The sequence below is a fragment of the Candidatus Methylobacter oryzae genome, assembly GCF_003994235.2.
GTDB classification, from domain to species: Bacteria; Pseudomonadota; Gammaproteobacteria; order Methylococcales; family Methylomonadaceae; genus Methylobacter_A; species Methylobacter_A oryzae.
Genome location: NZ_RYFG02000114.1, coordinates 50,376 through 69,376 on the forward strand (window position 1 = coordinate 50,376; position 19,001 = coordinate 69,376).

General features: G+C 55.7%; 8 protein-coding genes. 3 read left to right on the top strand and 5 right to left on the bottom strand.

Annotated elements, in window-relative coordinates; all coding sequences use genetic code 11:
- Position 1 precedes the first annotated feature (1 nt).
- The 3 genes from EKO24_RS17575 to EKO24_RS17585 all read left to right on the top strand — a co-directional run bounded on the left by EKO24_RS17575 (position 2) and on the right by EKO24_RS17585 (position 3,356).
- Positions 2-907 (top strand): hypothetical protein, encoded by a 906-nt coding sequence (locus tag EKO24_RS17575; protein WP_127027762.1) that lies wholly within the window; start codon positions 2-4, stop codon positions 905-907.
- A 65-nt stretch (positions 908-972) separates the two neighbouring features.
- Positions 973-1,563, top strand: a complete 591-nt coding sequence (locus EKO24_RS17580) for a hypothetical protein (protein WP_127027761.1) — start codon at positions 973-975, stop codon at positions 1,561-1,563.
- A 209-nt stretch (positions 1,564-1,772) separates the two neighbouring features.
- The gene (locus EKO24_RS17585) at positions 1,773-3,356 is read left to right on the top strand and encodes an amidohydrolase family protein (protein WP_127027760.1); all 1,584 of its coding nucleotides are present in this window, start codon (positions 1,773-1,775) and stop codon (positions 3,354-3,356) included.
- Positions 3,357-3,501: 145 nt separating this feature from the next.
- On the opposite strand, the gene EKO24_RS17590 is transcribed toward EKO24_RS17585, so the two are convergent.
- The 5 genes from EKO24_RS17590 to EKO24_RS17610 all read right to left on the bottom strand — a co-directional run bounded on the left by EKO24_RS17590 (position 3,502) and on the right by EKO24_RS17610 (position 18,793).
- Complete coding sequence (locus EKO24_RS17590) at positions 3,502-3,798, bottom strand: Txe/YoeB family addiction module toxin (protein ID WP_127027759.1); 297 nt, start codon at positions 3,796-3,798, stop codon at positions 3,502-3,504.
- Entirely contained in the window at positions 3,761-4,048 is a 288-nt protein-coding gene (locus EKO24_RS17595) for a type II toxin-antitoxin system Phd/YefM family antitoxin (RefSeq protein WP_127027758.1), read from the bottom strand. The genes EKO24_RS17590 and EKO24_RS17595 overlap by 38 nt, the downstream gene beginning before the upstream one ends.
- A gap of 295 nt (positions 4,049-4,343) precedes the next feature.
- Complete coding sequence (locus tag EKO24_RS17600; RefSeq protein WP_127027757.1) at positions 4,344-7,979, bottom strand: hypothetical protein; 3,636 nt, start codon at positions 7,977-7,979, stop codon at positions 4,344-4,346.
- Between the two features lie 149 nt (positions 7,980-8,128).
- The gene (locus EKO24_RS17605) at positions 8,129-9,025 is read right to left on the bottom strand and encodes a hypothetical protein (protein ID WP_127027756.1); all 897 of its coding nucleotides are present in this window, start codon (positions 9,023-9,025) and stop codon (positions 8,129-8,131) included.
- A 219-nt stretch (positions 9,026-9,244) separates the two neighbouring features.
- On the bottom strand, positions 9,245-18,793 hold the full coding sequence (locus EKO24_RS17610) for a DUF4347 domain-containing protein (RefSeq protein WP_127027755.1): 9,549 nt from the start codon (positions 18,791-18,793) through the stop codon (positions 9,245-9,247).
- Positions 18,794-19,001 lie beyond the last annotated feature (208 nt).

Below are 19,001 nucleotides of genomic sequence, written 5' to 3' on the forward strand. Positions count from 1 at the left end.
TATGAATTTTAAAAACCAAGCATATGAAGATTTAGTAAGAGACTTGATCAATGATGCTTTCTATATTGACTCAAGATCTAACAGAGGGAAAATTTCAACGATAAGGCAATATGCTGAAGTTGTCATAAGAAAATTATTAGATCTGCCTAATAACAAAAAAGTTACTCTTGGCGATTATGAGATTATAAAAAAACTCAAGATAGTCAGTTCAAATAACAAGCTGTTGATGAAAGCTGTAAAGAAGTTACAAGAAATTGGAAACAAGTGTACTCATACACAAAACCCTTATCCAATTTCTGAAGAAAATGTTAGCGATGCAATTAATGAGTTATTTAATCTGTACGCTAGTATTTTTGTTATATATTTTCAAAAGTATAAATTCGGTTCTAATAATGAGGTAACAAGTGCATTTTCTATTCTTCCTCCAATTATAAGGTATATTGTTCTCGATAATTTATACAAGGATGACAAAAAAAATCTATTAATTATTGATAAGTTAAGTTTGGTTTTGCTCAAAGCTTTCGATAAAGAGAGTGCTCTGAAATGGGTTGAAGATAGAAAAGATGAGCTATCAAATACATTGCCATATACGCAAGAGGGTATTACTGAAATTGAATCATCCCACAGAAAATTATGTGCTGATGCTGTAGTAGCTAATGCTCCTGAAAGCATGTACAACTTGTGTTTAGAACGTCTAGAAGAAGTTTCATCAATTATTGATAAGCAAGGTTTACTTTACAATAACTTTGAGCAAGCAAAACCACTATATATAGAAAAAGGAATTCTTTCTAACGATAGCCAAGAACATAGAGATTTTAATAGCATAATGGAGTTTGTATATCTCGGCCGAAAAGCTGAAGAAAATGAAAAGCTAGAGAATCTACACCTTTACAATATCACAGTCTAACAAGTGGTTCCAGACGACTCCTGCCGCGCACCTGAACCAAGCGTTAGCCAAAATAAGGAATATGAATGGTAGAAATATCAAATTTTAATAGCCTATGGGAAATAGCATTTGCTACGAATGCTATTTTTGTATACTTCGACCTCCTCCCTGTTCTTGAAAGTAAATTTAAAGGCACTCAAGCATTGGGGGTAAAGTTTATTAGTCTCGTTGTGCCAGAAAAAGATCTTGAATATATAAACGCTTATGGGTGGAGGAGCATTCTTTTTGGATATACAGTATGGGTTTCAAGATTAAAGTCTTTATCGGTAATAAATTCTATAATTTCTATATTTTTAGTAGTTTTAGCTGGTTATAGTCCTGATCTGGATCTCGGGTTTACCAACATATTAATTATCATAGTATTATTTTTCCCAGTTATATTTATTCCTGCAATTGTTGTGTATGGATTACCAATGTATAAACTGAAATGTATTGAAGAAGCTGTATATTTAGCACTTGAAAGAGATAATTTAGAACCTGCTATTAAAGAAGTAAGAATAAGAAAAAATAGAATAACTATTGAATTTATAAAGCTAACAACGTTTCCTGTCTTATTCTATTTAATTAGAGATAAAAGGCTTACAATTAAAGAAGTATTAGAGGAATTTAATCAATAAATGGCTAACAAAAAATTCCAGCTCTGTAGGGTACGCACCGCATACCTTTTCGCACTTAATTCACAGTACCGTAGATTGGGCTAACGCCAAAAAGCCCAACAAAGCAACGCCGCTAAGTATTGCCCCTTGACTACACACTTAATAAACAAACAGATCGATAAAATATAAAAAACAAAAAATCCTCCTTTTTCCCAAGGCAAACAGCAAAAATGACAACCCAGCCCCCTTCCCGCACCGTAAAACTTCTTTTATTAACCTACATTTTCCTACTAACAGGATGCAGCAAAAACTTAGATATAGCCCCCGCTGCCGAAAAGATCGCCAACCAACCGCCCGTAACCTCAAACGCTGCCGCAACGAGCAATTATTACAACGAGTTAATTGCCGGAACCACGCCTAAAATCGCGGACCTGACTTTATTTACCAATATGCTGCCCAAAGGCGGCGACCTGCATCATCATTATTCAGGCGCGATCTATGCGGAAACTTATTTGGATTGGCTCGATAAAACACAAAGCTGTATTTGCAGCGGCAACGAATGTAAAAGCAAAACCGATCCGGAGCCCATCCCTAAATTCGGGATTGTGAAAAATCCGCCGTCCGGTACTTGCATCAGTGCGCAAGAGCTCAGGACAAACAAAAAATATACGGCTTTCTACCGGGACCTGCTCAAACGCTGGTCGGATAAAGACTTCGGCAATCACGTTCATGAACAAAACGCTCCCGATCAACAGTTCTTCGATACTTTCGCTTTCTTTGGCCCGGTTTCGGACTATTCCTATCGCGAAGGTTTGCAGTCTTTAAAAGAACGGGCCGTCGCTGAAAATGTTTTATACCTGGAGACCATGCTGAAAAGCGCTCCCACCCTCGAAAACCCGGACTTAGCGAAAAAACTCAATGCCTTAAACGCCAATTCGGCAGACCGGCAGGTAGAAGAAGCGCTGAGCCTCTACTTTGATTTCATGGCCGCTAGCGCCGACGCGAAAGCCGCAATCGACAAATACGTCGGCGCTCACCAGGAGGCCGTTGCCGGCATCGACGGCGCCGGCTTCAAACTGCGCTTCCAGGCTTACGTTTCCCGCAACAGCAGCCCGGCCAAGGTGTTTTCCGGTTTGTATTCGTCTTTTAGTGCGGCGAAACAAAACAGTCTGATTGTTGGCGTCAATATGGTCGGACCGGAAAACGGCTATGTGGCGATGCGCGATTACAGCCTGCATATGAAAATGCTGCGTTTTTTGAGACAGCGTTTTCCCGAGGTTAAGCTTGCCCTGCATGCAGGGGAATTAGTGTTAGGCATGGTACCGCCTGAAGGCTTAAAGCATCATATCAACGAGGCGGTACAAGTTGCGGGCGCGGACCGCATTGGGCACGGCGTTGATATTACGCATGAAAGCAATGCTTACGAACTGCTGACAGCGATGAAGCAACGCAACGCCGCTGTGGAGATCAACCTGAGCAGCAATGCTTTCATTCTAGGGGTCAAGGATGAAGTCCACCCACTGCAACTGTATCGGCAATACGCGGTACCGTTTGTCATTGCCACCGACGATGCCGGCGTATCTCGCAATAATTTGAGCCATGAATACCTGCTGTTTGCAAGCCGCTACAAACCGTCCTACGGAGAACTGAAAACCGTGGTGTACAACAGTATTCATCACTCTTTTTTGAATGAAGATCAGAAGCGCGAAGAGTTTCGGGAATTAGATAGACGCTTCGCTGCTTTCGAGGAAAAAATCTCAACCATGGCGCGTTCACGCAAAACATATACGGCTGTTGCCGGGCCGGGCATCTGAGCTTTCGGTGGCAGGGTCAGTTTCACTACGCTCGGTTGCCTGTTTAAATCAAGTCAGGTGTAGTACCGCTTACCTTTGCGAATTTAATTCATAGTGTCGTATGGATTGGGCTAAATGCAATAAAGTCCAATCTACGGCACTTAATTTAATAATGATAACGACAGGACACGATATAAATATTTCCGTCATCCGGTAGATAAATTAAACGGTGTTCGCTGGTGATTCTCCTGGACCAATACCCCGTCAGGTCCCCTTTAAGCGGTTCCGGCTTGCCTGTTCCTTTGAAAGGGTTCCGTCGGCACTCTTCAATGAGATTGTTAATTTCATTGACTATTTTTTGATCTTCTTTCTGCCACGAAAGATAATCATCCCAAGCAATCGGCGTCCATGATAATTGGGCGCTCTTAACTTGCTGTTTGTTTTTGCTCTTCTTGTTCTTCATTGCGTATAAGCTCTCGTTTTTGAGTCTTACCTGCTTTAAGTTGAGCAATAGATTCCATTAAACGGCTGGCGTTATTCGCTGAACTGAGGAGATACATTGTTTCCTCAATGCTATTAAAATCAGCCAAAGACAACATCACGACGTGTTCGCCATTTACACGGGTAACAACGGTCGGGACGTGATCTTTGCAAACGTCGTCCATCACTGTCTTCAAGCTGGCTCGTGCCTCGCTAAAAGTTAATATATTCATAATTATTGTCTCTGATCTCGTGTATGTATGATACAGCTCACTCACGGATAATCTTATCGTTCAACAGTGAACACTTAGGACTGGATGAAAGTTGTGGATATGACTACATGTTTACCTCCTGTTTGTTTTTTATAACGTCGAACGCAAATTAATTGTACAACATCCTGTACATATTGGCTAGATGCAAAAAATAACCAAGTACATATTTGGCAGAGCCGTAGGTTGTTCTGAGGAACGAAGCCCAACACTTAACTGTTGCTGGACAGCCCAACGTAAACACATACACTATCAGGCATCATTCCCGCGTCAACCGCCGATACTCGTCCATCGTCAACACATAAACCGGACTTGCCGACAACGGTATCTCGGTATTTCCCAAACCATCTAGCGACAACGCCCTGACCTGTCCGACCACGTCCACCAGCACCCAGGATTTGCCCGGATCGAGCCGTAACGGCGCATTGACGCTTTGCCGGTCGGTCCGCCAGGCCATCAGCGTATCGCCGAAATAAGCGGCCTGGATATTGGTATCCTTGGTGTCGAAAGCTCGGTACGGCAAGCCGTCGATTAGCGCGCTCGCGGTATACAGCGCCGCCTCGCCGGGTTTGTGGCCCATCGAATAATCCCAAATCCGGCCGTAAGCCAAGTCGTATTCATGGCCTATACAAAACGTGATTCCCAAATAATCGCTACGGCTGTTGACCCAGGCGATCATTTTAGCGACCTGCTCGGCCTGCCAGCGGCGGCCGGTCAAACCGTGCATCGCTTTCGCGCCGGTTTCGCCGAGCCAGAACGGCAAGCTGTTGTTCTTGCCCAAGCTTGCGTAAACAGCCAGTACGCCGCGCTCGTCCTCGCTTGCGCCATTGCCTATCGGGCCGCCGAAATACGGCTCTTTCTGCGGATAAGCATGCACATCCCAGGCGTCCTGGTAACGATCCAGGCCCAGTTGCAACACCTGCTTGAACCAATCCCCCTCGCCAGGCCTCACCAAGCTGCCGCCGACATAGTGCGCATCGCCGCGCTGCTTGTGCGCCTGTTCGTATTCCCACTTCGCGCGTTGCACCCAATGCGCAGGCTCGCGCAGTTTTTGCCATTCCGGCTCGTTACGAATATCGATCTCGTTGGTCGCTTTAAAGTAACGGGTAAACGCGGATGCGGCATTGATAAAGCTCTGGCCGTCGGCCTGATTGTCGTTGAGCCATGAGCTGTCGCCCGAAGAATCCGCAAACAAAACCAAGCCCAATTGTTTCGCCTGTTCCCACTTGGCCTTATACTGCGGATCGAATCCCGGATAGCTGCCGTAGCTCCTGAAAATACCGGTCCGTTCCAGCCAGGAGAAATAGCCGCCTTGCTGCATAAAACTGTTGTCGCCGTCGGCCAGCGCGTAATAATCGTTGTTCCATAATTTCTTCTTGTCCAGCCGCTGTTTTTGCTCGGCAACGCCGCGCACGACCGAGACGCCGTCGGCCGGATAGTTCATGATCAAGCGGCCGTCGGGCGTATATAGCGACATATAAACCGCGTAGTAACCGGGCTCGCTGACCTTGCCGAAATCCGCTTCGACCTCGCCCGGAAACACGCCGTCTATGTCCTTCGCTGCAACCTCGTTACCGCTGTAATCGACCACGCGCAGCCGCAATTTTGCCGAAAAGCGCGGCAACGGCGCCGGCAGGCTGGTTTCCTCCAAAATAGGATGCCAACGCATATCAACATGCAGCTTAATTTGATCGCCCGTACGCGGCAGATTGGCCGGCGCATCGGTGAACACCAGCGGCCGCAGCTTCGCGGCGATTTTGTTTAGCGCCAAATCGGCTTCGGGATCGGTCAACTGCGTTTTGATCGATTCCAGCGGTTTGCCGGCCGGGTCGGTGAATAGACCTGCAAAATAAAACCGTTGATTTTGTTCATGCTGCATGACCAGTTTGACCAGCAGGCTGTGCCAGCCTTTCGACAGGTTCAATGTTGCCAGTTGCGGCGCTTCGCTCCGCTCGGCCCAGGCAGCCGCTTTCAGGCCTTCGGTGGTCAGGCCCTGCAACAGTTTGGTGATTTGTGCGCCGGTCGATATTGAAAAGCCGGCCGGTGGATTCGAATCGTCGGCCAGTTTAAACGGCTGCCCATCCAGCCAGCCGCCGGTTTTAATGCCGGATTGTTTCAGGTGCAACAGCGCCTGCTTGGGCTGGTCGACATACAGATATAACTGGGCATAAGCGCTGCCGCGCGACCAACCGTAGGAGTGCATCGTGTTGGGCTCGATGTCCGTCGTGCCGTCGGCTTGCGTCGGCTCGACGCGCCAAGCACGCATTTGCCCGCCCGCCATTTGCAAGCTCAGGTAAGGCTGCTCCGGATTCGGGCGCAGCACGGTTTCGCTGTCCACGCCGAAAATCGACATTCCCGCCAAACCGTCCTGCAAACCGCCGACCAGCCAGGCATCCGGCATGCCGGCCCGTAGAGGCTTCGAAGCATCGGCCTGCCCCGCCGCTATCGGCATGGGCATGCTGTCAAAAGCGGCAGGGTCGGCCAGGAACGCGGCCACATCGCGCTCGCTGTTCGGCTGGCTTAACATGCCCAAGATGTCGTAATGATCGTCGGTTATCAATGCGGTAGGCAGCACCGAAAGATTCAGGCTGCGCGCCAACGCCTCGGCTTCCGGCCCTATTAGATAAGATACCGGCAGCTTGTCGTAACTGGCTCGAGCCGCATCGGAAGCCAGGCCGCTAAACAAAACGTCGCCTTTTCCGCCTTTGCCGTCGAGCACGTACAAGCGCCGGTCTGCATTGGGCACGTTCTTGGTCAGCGCCAAAAAGCGGTTTCTGGCCTGGGCTTGCGCGGCCGTCATCCAGTCGCCCAAAGGCGTTTCCAGCTTCAACAGGAAAGCGTCGAAGACTTTGGCCCCATCGGCCTTGCCGGTATTATCGATTTCCAGCCAGCGGTCGCCCGGCAATACGGTGACCGTCGTTGCGGCTTGCAGCCACTGATATTCCCAAGGCGTGGTGTTGGTCAGCGCAAAATCGCCTCGCGCCGCCAGTTCGTCCGTCTTGAGTCCGGCCTTGACGGTGAAATCCTGCTTAACCTGCGAAACTTCGCCGCCGCTTTTATAACGGGCGTAAACGCGGTACTGTCCCGGAATAATCGCCGGGTTCAGCTCAAAACGAAAATTCGCGCCCCAGTCGCCGAAGCCCTGATGAAAAACCTGGACTTCGTCTTTCTCGGTCAGCAGCGATTGGGCATCGTGTCCGGCAACGGCCGTACCGAGCAGGACTTGCAGGCTCGGATCTTTCTCCAACGTTGAAAATGCCGGCGCGCTGCCCAAGTCCAGCAGCACCAACGGCTGCTCAGCCGTACCGGCAGCCGGCAGTGCCGACAACGGCGATGCGAACAGGAAAGCGTCGAAAACCTTCGCATCGTGTCCTGCCCCGCTGTCGCGCACTTCAATGACAGCGTCGTCGGCTTTAAGATTGACCGGCGCTTCGGCGGCAACCCAGGCATAGTCCCAGCCTTTGGGTTTGATCGATACGATGCCGCGCAGCTCCAGCCGTGACGCATCCGGCCCGGCCCAAATTTCGAAAGACTGCACGCAAACACTAGGATCGCCGCCCTGGCGCCAACGCGCCCAGAAAATGTAGGGTTTGTCCGCAAAACCGGGATTGATATTGAAGCGGAAGCTAACTTTCCAGCTGCCGAATCCGGGATGCAGCGAAATGATTTCATCCTTATCGATCTGGATCGAGGTGTCGCCCTCGTGGCCGGACACATCGCCGACGAACACCCTCACGGTCTTATCGCTAACACCGGCCGACGGCGGCGCACTGCCCAATTCCAGTAACAGCGCTGGGCGTTCAGTTGTGCTTTGTACCGGCAAGCCGTCAAGCGCGGCGGCGTTGGAGGCAAACGCCGCCTGTAGGATAAGGATGAATAAAATCAATGGTTTCATGATCGATCAAGACGGCAGTTTGAAGAATGCCGACTATGATAGATCAGCGCTGGCGGGGACTGGACGGTTTTAATGTAATCCTAATTTTCGATCAAAACTGCGAATCAGACCTTCCAGGTTTTAAAAACCTGGAAGGTCTCCCTACCGGCCTATTGCGTAGCGCATCCATCATTCATGCTTAACGCCTCTACCGTCATCCGGCCGCGCAATGAACGTAAATAGTCCAAGACGCGGGCCTGACGCCACTGGGCGTTGGCGTGGCAGCGCGCGGCCCGTGCACGCTGACAGGCGATGATAGCCTCATCGCGGTGCCGGTCCGTCCAAGGCTGTAGATCGTCCGGTGTCCGAGCCAGCACCGTACGCGCCACATCCGTCGGGGGCGTTGGGCCTTCCCGCAGCCACGCTTCGGCCTGCGTAAAACCATCGCGACACATCAGCGCGATCATATAATCGCAGGCCGATTGCAAACCGGGCTGTAGCCGGCCGGGGCTGGCTGACACCATGGGCAGCAACGGCGCCAGCGTGGGTAAAAGGTGGTTGGCATAAATACTCGCGCCCCAGTAGCGCTCGGCCGTCTGGCGGAAGTGGACCAGGTCGCGCACGGCCAACAAGCCGCTGGCTTCGATCGGCAGGATCTCCACCTGGGGTTTGCTCACCTCGACAGTGTCGTTGGAAACATCAATGTACAAACCGCCAATTTGTAGTGCATTTTGAAAGTACTGCTCGCGCAGCACGCCCCATACCGTGCGCACGATGCCCCCTTGGTTCATGAAATTGTGCAGCGCATGCTCGATCGGCGCAACCGGCTGGCGCAGGCGTAGCGCGAGCAGCGCATGCAGCTCTCGTGTAATCTCCTCGCAACGTCCGTAAGGATAGTCCTTACCGGCGGCGGCAGGGAGCTTGGGCGACAGCACCGTATCGACCTGCGCCCGCAGACCCAGAAAATAAGCCATCAGCGCTTCTGTATGCCCTGCCAGGTAGGATTGGGTCAGCGCATGCTGCCGGGCATCAACGGGTGCGATTTGTTGAGGAAGTAAGGCCATCATTGTATTGACGCATTATCACGAAATAAAAGTCTCTGTACGGGATAAGAACTCGTTTAATTTAGCCAGCTCGGAAATTTCCAGCTTCAACATTTAAGCCGTTAAGTACAGAACCTTCCCTTTTTTTACTGGAGCCGCTCCCGGCAGCTACAGCACTTCTGACTTACATGGAACAGACCTTCCAGGTTTTCAAAACCTGGAAGGTCTACCTGCCACCTGCCTTTATCCGCCGATCACCGCACCCTCGCCGCCAAACAACGCCTGTTGATAGCTCGCCACCCCGACCGCATCGATAAAGACCTGGCCGCGCGTCAAGCCGCCCGCCAATTGACCCAGCCAATAGGCCTGATCCGCTCCTGTTAGCGGCGCGCCCAGGACGGCTGTGCTGAGCTGGGCGATAAACTGGCTGTCGTTCAGGCCGGCCCACTGGCTTTGGTAGCCGGCCGTCTGCATCAGCTGTGCGGCCACGTCGCCGAGTTGGACGGTATGGGCGGCCTGCGCGTTCAGTTCGGCCAAGCTCGGCGCGGCCCCGGTTTCCAGCCGGTACAGGCCGAACAACGCTTTCAGCGTGGCGCCGTCCAGGTTGGACGCGCCGGTCGCCAGGGTCTGGTCGCCAAACACGACGCTTTCGATGCCGACCAGGCTATCGCTATCGGCCCTGAGTTTATGGTTGATCTGCAACTGGCCGCCGCTGTTGACGCGAAAGACGTAATCGCCGCGGTTCTCGACGACAACGGCGCGGTCGCTGCCCGCGCCGCCATCCAGCAGGTTGCGGCCGCGGCCGCCGACCAGGGTGTCGTTGCCGGCGCCGCCGAACAACTGGTCGTTGCCGCTATCGCCGGACCAGCCCAGTTCCGGCGATAGGTAGGTTTGCGTCAACGGCAGCTCGCCCTGGCTATTCAGCAGTTTGCCCTTGAAGTTGTTGTGGTGCACCAGGTAATTCAGGGCCTCGCCCCAGCTGCCGCCGTTGACGATAAAGTGCGTGCCAGCCGCAACCCAGTCGGCCGTCGCGGCCTGGGCGCCCCATACGCTAGCGATCAGTGTTGCGACCTGGGTTTCGATCGCCTGACCTTGCGCCGGCGGCTGTTTCGCCAGGTAAGCGTCGTAGGCCGCTTGCGCATATTGCGCGTCGCTGTAGTCCAATACCGCCCAATGGCTCAGCGCATACACGTCCGGCAAGCTGCCGGTGACCGCCTTGTACAATAGCGCAACGGTTTCCAGTTTGGCCGCCGCTTCGGTGGTAAAGGCGACGCGGGCGTCGGAGGTCACGCGGCCTTCGGCGCTAATCCAGGGGCCGGACAGATTGGCGCGGGTGCCGTCGGCGAGGTTAGCATCGGCCGGTGTAAAGTCCGACTTCAGCAGACCGTCGCTGCCCAAGCTGAACGTCCAGGCGCCGGCGTCGCTCTGCCCGCCTTGCAGCACGTCGTCGCCGTTGCCGCCGTACAAGCTGTCGTCGCCGAGGCCGCCGACCACGGTATCGTTGCCGTCGTCGCCGTACAGTTGGTCGTTGCCGCCTTTGGAACCGACAATATCGTCGCCGCCGCCGCCATGCAGCAGGTCGTCGTCGGCGCCGAGCACCATATACTGCACGGCATCGTCGCCGACCGCGAAGTTTTGCCCGTCGCCGCCGGTAACGCGGGCCGCGCCGATGATGATCGCGAACTCGACGTTGTTCAGTTGCAGCACGGTGCCGTGCGGCAGGTTGCGCACGTCGATGACCAGGGCTTCCTGGCGGTCGGGATGGGCCGGATCTTGCTCGCCGGTGCCCTTGGCTCCGGTAATCACGATCGGCGGCGCATCGGCCGCGGCGGTTTGATCCGACGCCCCCGCCGGGGTCTGGAACGTGACCGTGCGCACGGTGACCTGGGCCTCGTCATGGACGCCGGGCACGTAGCCGTCGATGCCTTGGCCGAGAATGCCGGCGAACGCGTTTGAGTCGGTGCGCGGCTCGGACGCGGCAATCAATAGCTCGCGTAAAGTCAGGTGGCTGTTGCCGCCGCTCACCGCTTCGGAAGTCAGACCGACGCCGGGCGGCAGGCTGGCTTGCAATACGGTTTGACCGCTGTTGTCTTTAGCCAGCGGGATGTCGGCCAAGGCGGTCGAATTGTCTTCTTCTTTCCGCGTTGCAGGCACGATAGGAACGGTCGTGGTGACCACCTGGGTAGTCACGGAGCGCTCCGTTCCCGTTGTTGGGTCGGTGACTGTCGTCGTTGTGGTTTTCGTGGTGCCGGTGACGGTCATGCCATCCACGGTGGTTGTCGTGGTGGTTTCCGTGGTGCCTGTATTTGTTCCGGTGTTCGTGCTACCCGTTCCGGTGTTTGGGTTGTTGTTCCCGCTTCCGCCGCCAGCCGCCGGCGTATTATTGGTGACGGTGGTTGCGGTCAAGGCGGCGGCATCGTTGCCGCTGCTACTCTGAATGGCATTGGCATCGTCGCCTGCCGACGGATCGGCATAGGCCACGGTCACCGCATCGCCGTTCGCCACGGCCGAAGCCAGAGTCAGCGTGACGGTCTTACCGTCGGCATTGACCGTCACGCCGGTGACAGTGATCGCGGTGCTCCCGCGCATCACCGTAAAAGCGCCTAGAGCAGGGATATTCGTCGCATCCAGGGCGCCGACACTGGTATAGGTCATCACCAGAGTGTTGCCGTTGACGGTGGCGCCGGCGAACACCGGCGCGGCGGTATCCAGCACATAAGCCTGCGACAAAACGGCGCTGCTGTTGCCGGCCGTATCCGCGACTCGGACCTTGAGCGTGTTGCTGCCGCTCAGGGTCTGCCCGGTTAGCGTCCACGTACCGCCCGCGGCGGTGGTGGCCGGTATCCAGTTGGTGCCGTTGTCGAGACTGATTTGCAGCGTTTCGCCGGCCCCGAGGGTGCCAGTGTAGGTGCCGGACAAGTTTTGCGCCGCAGTTTGGGTGATGAAATCCTTGTTGCTGACGCCGGTGTCGGCTGAAAAGGCCACTGTCGCCGCGACCGCCGCCGGTGCGGTTGTGTCCAGCACGTAGGCTTGGCTGGCGATTACGCCGTTGTTGCCGGCGCTGTCGCTAACCTTGAGTTTGAGTGTGTTGCTACCGCTCAGGATCACGCCGTTCCAAGTCAGTGTGGTGCCGCTGACCTTGCTGGTGATGTTGGTCCAGGTGGCGCCACCGTCCAGCGAACCGTAAACGATTTCGCCCGCGCCGAGTCCGGCGCTCAAGGTGGCGGTAATAGTCTGGGCCGCGCTGTTAGTGACGAAATCGGTGGTACTGGTGCCGGTATCGGCTGAAAACGCCAGTCCGCTGAAGGTTGCTACATTTCGATAGCGGATGTATTCGCCATCCAAAACAAAGTTGCCCGGCAGGTAGGCGCCGGTCAAAGTGATCTGCAACTCCGGGGCATCGGCGTCGTTTTCGCTGTCGATATAGAGTGTCGTATTGCCGCCGGACGCGAAGATTTGTACGGATTTGCCGGCAACCGTCGTGCCGGTGCCGGCCGTGACCGTGCCGCCGGTGAAGTTTTGGGTAATTACCCGAATCGCATCGCCGGAGCCAAAGTCGGTGATGGTGTCGATGCCGTTGCCGGTAGTATCGTAGGTAAAAACGTCGTTGCCTGCACCGCCGGTCAAACTGTCGGCGCCGGCCCCGCCGGTCAGGGTATCGGCGCCGCTGCCGGCCGTGACCGTGTCGGCGCCGCCCCCGGCTTGAATCAGCGAGGGCGCCGAGCCGGTGTCGGTGAACGTGTCGTTACCGCCGAACAGGTCGTAGGTCAGATAGCCTTGGCCATTGTCCACGGTGCCGCTGGCGACCGTCACGGTGATCGGGTTGACTGCGGTGTCGGCGACTTCGGCCGGCAGGTACTGATGGTCGACATCCTGGTTGTCGAACACCGCAAACCAGGTTTTTAGGAAATTATTGGCGGCAAGGGTATGCGCCGCGGGCGCCGTGTTGTCCGTTTCGACGATCACCCCAATGAAGTTGTTGGTGAAGGTGTTGTCGTGGATGTTGATCGGGCTGGCGACGTTTATCAGGTCGATGCCGTAACTGCCCATCCAGGTCGGCGTGCGCTGGGCGTTGATGGTGTTGTTGGCGATTTCCGACACGCCCGCCGAGGCCAGCAGGATGCCGGTGGCGTTGTACGTACCGGCCGGGTCGTCGGCGTCGATGTCGTTGATGGTGTTGTACTTGATCGTCGCCGTGGTGCCAGCGCGGGTTCCGCCCGAGCCGATCTGTATGCCGTTCTGGTTGGACAGGCCGTGAACGCCGACGGCGTTGACGGTGTTGTGCTGGATGTCGGCATTGAGCTGCGGCCCCCAGGCGACGATGCCGGTCTTCTGGAACGTGCCGATGGTGGAGTTGGTGACGGTGACCGTCACCGGTGAACCTAAGGCATTGCTACCCTCGGCCAGGATGCCGAACTGGTTGCTGTCGCCCTCGTAGTCGCCGTTCCCTAGCACCGGTTGGGCGATATTGTTGATAACGACGTGGTCGATCGTCGCATTGGCGTTGTAAGTCGAAAGGCCTGCATATAAATCGCCATCGTCGGCGGTTCCCTGATTACGGCCGTCCAACGTGAGATAACGCACTGTGATCGCGTCGGTTCCGGGCGTCGTGGTCCACAAGTCGAGAATGGCTTTTCTGACGTAGCCGGATTTGAGCGCCCCCTGCGCCGAGGCCGTCCAGTTCCCGCTGTCCGGTGCGGCGAGGATCACGTCGGCGGCGTTGCCGCTGGCCGATTCGATGGTGACGCCGCCGGTCGCCGCGCGGAACTGGCCGTAATAGGTGCCGTTTTGAATCTTGATGGTGTCGCCGCTGACCGCCTTGTTCAGCGCTTCGGTCAGCGTGAAACCGTCGGCTGCGTCGCCCTGTATGTCGGTACCCGGCGCACTGGCAGTGTCGGAATGATCGACGTAGATCGTATTGCTGGTCACGGTCACGTCGGCGTTGCTGGTGTCGGCGCCGTCGGAAAGTCCCATGCGAATCGTGGCGGTGCCGTAGGGGGTGTCGTTGCGGTAAGTCACGGCGTGCAATACGCTTTGTACCAGCGCGGTGGTGGCCGCCGTGCCGCTGCCGGTGAAATTGACAGTAAGAACGCCGCCGGTATGGGTAAAGGTGGCGAAAGTCTGGCCACCGGCTTGCAGCGCATTGCCGCTGACGGTGAAGTCGGCGCCGCTGGTATTGAAACCGAACACATCGTTCGCAGTGGCGTCGGCCGTTCCGCTCAGGACCCGTTGTACCGTCAACGAAGCACCATTCCAGTCGCCGTTGCCGCTGTTCAGCGCGCCCAGTTCGGCGTCGCTGACCGTCACCGCCGTCGACCCATCCAGCCTTACGGTCTGCCCGACCCCAGCCCAGGCCACGCTGTCGCTGCCCAGGTTATTGATCACCGGGGACGTGTTATTCATCGTCAACGTAAAATCGTTGCCGGTGCCGTTAACAGTCGTCTTATAACTGGCTTGCAGTGAACCCGTTCGTCCGCCTTCGGCCAAGTTGTTGAAAGTGCCGGGGGCGCCGGTGATGGCGTCGGTACTGTCGTTATCGATCAAGACATAGGTGTCGTTGAGTGCCGGGGTGTAAGTCAAGTTCACCGTCAATGGTCCGCCGTTTAACGTGACTCCGCCGGTGACCGCCACTTGGTCGTAATCGGTTCCGGCGGTGGCGGCGCCCTTGATGTCGGTCACCAGGGTACCATTGACACGGAGGTCGCCGTTGACGGTCAGCTTGCCGACGCCGCTGTTGGTACCGGCGACGCCGGGCGACAGCGTGGCGCCGTCATCGACGAAAATCTCGCTGTTCACGGTGCCGGTGCCTGCCAGCGTTGCGCCTGAACTGACCGTTACCGTTCCCGCGCCGCTGCCGTTGAGCGTGCCGGTGGCCGCCAAGGTGCCGGCCGACACCGCCGTTCCCCCCGTATAGGTATTCGTGCCCGACAACGTCAGCGTGCCGGTACCTTGCTTGGTCAATGCACCGGTACCGGCAATCGCGCCGGAAAACGTCGTAGACGTATTATCGCCGCCGGCTGTCAGCGTATTGGCTCCCAAAGCCACGCTGCCGGCCCCGGCCAACGAACCGATGGTCTCGCTGGCCGACAACGTCAACGTCGCGCCGCTGGATACGGTAAGCGCATTGGCTTCCGCCAAGGCACCGGTGCCTGTACCTTTATTCAACGTCAAACCGCCCGCCGATACGGTTGTTGCGCCCGAGTAAGTATTATTGCCGGATAAGGTCAAAGTGCCGGTACCGACCTTGGTCAATGCGCCGGTGCCGGAAATAACGCCGGAGAACGCCGTGTTCGTGCCGTCGCCTGCCGTCAGCGTATGGGCCCCCAAGGCCACGCTGCCGGCCCCGGCCAACGAGCCGACGGTTTCGTCAAAAGACAAGGTCAGCGTCGCCCCCGAAGACACCGTCACCGCACCGGCATCGGCCAGCGCGCCGCCGTTGCGGTTCAAGGTCAACGTTCCCGCCGATACCGTCGTCGCGCCGGTGAACGTATTGTTGCCGCTCAACGTCATCGTACCGCTGCCGGCTTTAGTCAGCGCGCCGGTTCCCGAAATAACACCGGAGAATGTCGTGGAGGTGTTGTCGCCGCCGGCGCTCAGGGTATTGCTGCCCAGCGTCACCGTGCCGGCCCCGGCCAGGGAACCAATGGTTTCGCTGGCGGACAGGGTGAGGGTGGCGCCTGTATTCACCGTTACACCGCTGAAATTAGATATGGCCGCGCCACCGCTAACGGAAAGCGTGCCGGCCGAAACCGTCGTCGAGCCGGTATACGTATTGCTGCCGGATAAAGACAGCGTACCGGCACCGGTTTTAGCTACGCTGCCCAAGCCTCCGGCGATGATCGAACTAATCGTCAAACTGTCGCCGGACCCATTGTTGACGGTCAGCGCACCACTCAAATTCAAAGTATTGCCGGCAATGGTCAGGCTGCCCGGCGCGCCGATCGAATCGACGTCTAACGTAACGCCGGCCGCCGCGGTCACATCGGAACCGAGACTAATGGTTTGCCCGGACAGGCCGGCGGCGAATTTAATCACGGAGCCGTTACTGGCATAAACCAACGCCTCGCGCAACGACAAACCGCCGCCGTCGACAAAATCAGCCGTATAGCTAGGGCCAGTGGCGGCATCGTCACCGGAATCCAAATTCGTGGTCACCACCAGCGAATTATCGACCGTGATCGTAAACGTCTTGTCTAAAAGGCTTATGCCGTCATCGACTCTCACCACGACCGTATAGTCGCCGGTCGTTGTCGTGGACGGCGTGGAAGCCCGAAACGCTGCGCCGCTGATGTTGAACAGGTTGTCAGCCGTTACATCGACACTCGAAGGGTTCGTCACGCTGATGATGCTATAGGTCGGCCCGCCGCCGTCCACGTCGGTGCGCGTCAGCAAGCCGACGGTAGAGTCGTTCGCATCGTAGGTACTGACTGAGTTGGCCGACAACGCAATATCGGTAGGCGCGTCGTTGACCGCGGTTACCGCGATGGTGCGGGTAGCTGCGGTGGCGGTGTTGCCGGCGCCGTCGGTCAGGTTGAAGGTGACGGTGCGATTGGAGGTGCCCGGATTGTCCGAAGTGTTGTGGTAACGGATCGCGGCGACGGTGTCTTGGATATTTTGCTGCGTGGCGCCGGCCAGGAAAGTCAGGGTCCAGGCGATGCCGTTGTTGACGCTGGATGCAGTGACCGTGCCGATGTTGGTGGTGCCGGAGCGAAGGTTGTTCGAACCGTCGATATTAATACCGCTGTCGGTGCTGGTAGGCAGCGACAGCGTATCGGCAGCCTCGTTGTTGGCGGTGATTTGCACAGTCAGCACCGATTTACCGGGCGTACCGGCTTCGGTGACTGTGGCGGTGGAGTCCAGCGCGGCGGCCGTAGCGTTTTCGGTATAGGCGAAGGCGGTGCCGTTGTTGATGGTAACGGACGGGTTGGTCGTATCCAGAGTGAGGATCAAGCTACCGCCCGCCGTGCCGGCGTTGCTGGCAGCGTCGGTAACTTTTGCGGTCAGCGTCTTGCTGCCGTCGCTGCCCAAGTCGCCGTTGGCAATGGTGAAATCGACGTAGCCGTTGGTCGTCACGTCCGTGGAATTGAGTACCTTGGTTTTCGGCGTTCCCAACGAAGCCCCGCCCAGCAGCAATTCCAAGGTATCCCCTACAACAGCGTTGGTGCCGGCCAGGCTGACCCGCACCGTCGGGTTAGTGGTCTTGGTGATATCGTCGGAACTCGACGGCCCGGTATCGGAACCGCTTTGCAAATCAATAGCCGTGGTTGGTGTACCGGGCGCGGTATGGTCGAGCGTGTAGAGTTCTCCCGACGTGTAACCGGAAGTAATATCGATCGAACTGCCGTTCTGGATGCCGGTGCCCGAGCTGTTGAGGTCAAGTCGTAACGTACCGTCGCCCGACAGAGAATTGGCGGTGACCGTATAGGTCGTGCCACTGCCTGTGACGCTGCTGATCGTGCCGTTAGCGGTGCCGGTCTTAGTCAGCGTGAAGTCGCTGGCGTCAACGCCAGTCACCGACTCGCTAAAGGTCACCGTGTACTGGACCGAGGTCGCCAACCCCAGCACAGCGGCCGAGGCGCCGCCGGCCCGGACAATGCTGTCTGGGGTGGGGCCGGGAATAACCGGATCGGTAATCGAAAAGTCATCAAGCACGATTGTCGTAGCGTTACTTGAAAACACGACGGTCAGGCTGGTCAGGTTGTTGAAATTGGCCTGCGTACCTGGCGTGAACGAATACACATCAAGAAGGCTACCGAGAGAGGCGGTCTCCTGACCGGTAGCCGAACCGTTTGGCTTGATCGTATAATTTCCCCCATTTAAACTGGCATCGGCCAGTTTAAATGAACTTAACTTGAACGCATCGCCAAACGTGCCATCGTTACCCATATCGGCGGTGATGGTAATGGAAGAACTGCTAGCAAGTCCTTCGATGATCCCGTATTTGCCCGTAAAGGTGGTGGTATAACCAGAACCAGTAGCATTTTTAGTAAAACTATCATTTACGGCTCGCCATCCATCAAGGCTGCCTGCGCCGTTATCTGATGTTAGTTTGAGCGTATTGGTTCCGTCGTTTATAGTCAGAACAGTTGTAGTACCGTCAACGCTTGTACCAGAGGAAAAATCAAAAGTGCTCGCAGCCAAAACGTCTCGATAGGCACTTGTTGCTGAATTGCTAAAGGCTAGACGGGTATCCATCTGCGACGTCGCTGTTTCCAGTATCCAGTCCCCACCCCGAGACGCATTACCTGTTAAATCGGTGGATGCGGCGATATTCGCTTGAGTCGCATTTGCCAGCGCCGAAACGAAAGCCGCGCCGTCGGGTCCTGCCGCCACATCGCAGCCGTACAATAAAATATTGCCGTTCGGGGTTAACGCATTACCGATAGTTGCCAAATCGGCGGCATGACCTTGTAGGTTTTGCGAAGTCAATGTCAGCGAACCCAGCTCCAACGAAGCTTCGGAGCCGTGAGAGACGATGTGGATTGCATCAATGCCGCTCCGCCCCTCTAGAATCTGCGCCATCTGGGACAGGCCGTTTCGAGTCGAATCGAACAGCACCACCTCAATACCGGGTCGAATGCCGTCTACCAGGGTCTGGTAATCGGCCACACCGGTATCGATAAATGCCACTTCCCATTTGCCACCGTCCAGGCTGGGATCGGCGGTGCGTAATATCTGGGGTGCCAGAACCGTTATCCTATTTTCATCGGTGATCGACAGCGAAGCTGTGTCATTGCTATCGTTGTTATCGACAGAAACAGTTTCGTTGTGTTGCTGGGAGGTTGTCGTCATGAAGGTACCTGGAATAAACAATAATCGACTGGATCCGCTGAATAGCGGTTAAATTTCAGCGGATCGGCGTTGATGGATTGGGGATGCGTCAAGACTCGGGGCGACTTGCAACGAACTGAGCAGCATAAAAATGATACTGGAGGCAAGTCGGCCGGGATAGCTCCCATTTCTTCTAGGTATTTTGTAGCCATTAAAGTCCGATTCCTTA

Excerpts from the sequence above, each read along its gene's own strand:
- EKO24_RS17575 (WP_127027762.1), top strand. The coding sequence starts at position 2 with ATGAATTTTAAAAACCAAGCATATGAAGATTTAGTAAGAGACTTGATC.
- EKO24_RS17580 (WP_127027761.1), top strand. The coding sequence starts at position 973 with ATGGTAGAAATATCAAATTTTAATAGCCTATGGGAAATAGCATTTGCT.
- EKO24_RS17585 (WP_127027760.1), top strand. The coding sequence starts at position 1,773 with ATGACAACCCAGCCCCCTTCCCGCACCGTAAAACTTCTTTTATTAACC.
- EKO24_RS17590 (WP_127027759.1), bottom strand. The coding sequence starts at position 3,798 with ATGAAGAACAAGAAGAGCAAAAACAAACAGCAAGTTAAGAGCGCCCAA.
- EKO24_RS17595 (WP_127027758.1), bottom strand. The coding sequence starts at position 4,048 with ATGAATATATTAACTTTTAGCGAGGCACGAGCCAGCTTGAAGACAGTG.
- EKO24_RS17600 (WP_127027757.1), bottom strand. The coding sequence starts at position 7,979 with ATGAAACCATTGATTTTATTCATCCTTATCCTACAGGCGGCGTTTGCC.
- EKO24_RS17605 (WP_127027756.1), bottom strand. The coding sequence starts at position 9,025 with ATGATGGCCTTACTTCCTCAACAAATCGCACCCGTTGATGCCCGGCAG.
- EKO24_RS17610 (WP_127027755.1), bottom strand. The coding sequence starts at position 18,793 with ATGACGACAACCTCCCAGCAACACAACGAAACTGTTTCTGTCGATAAC.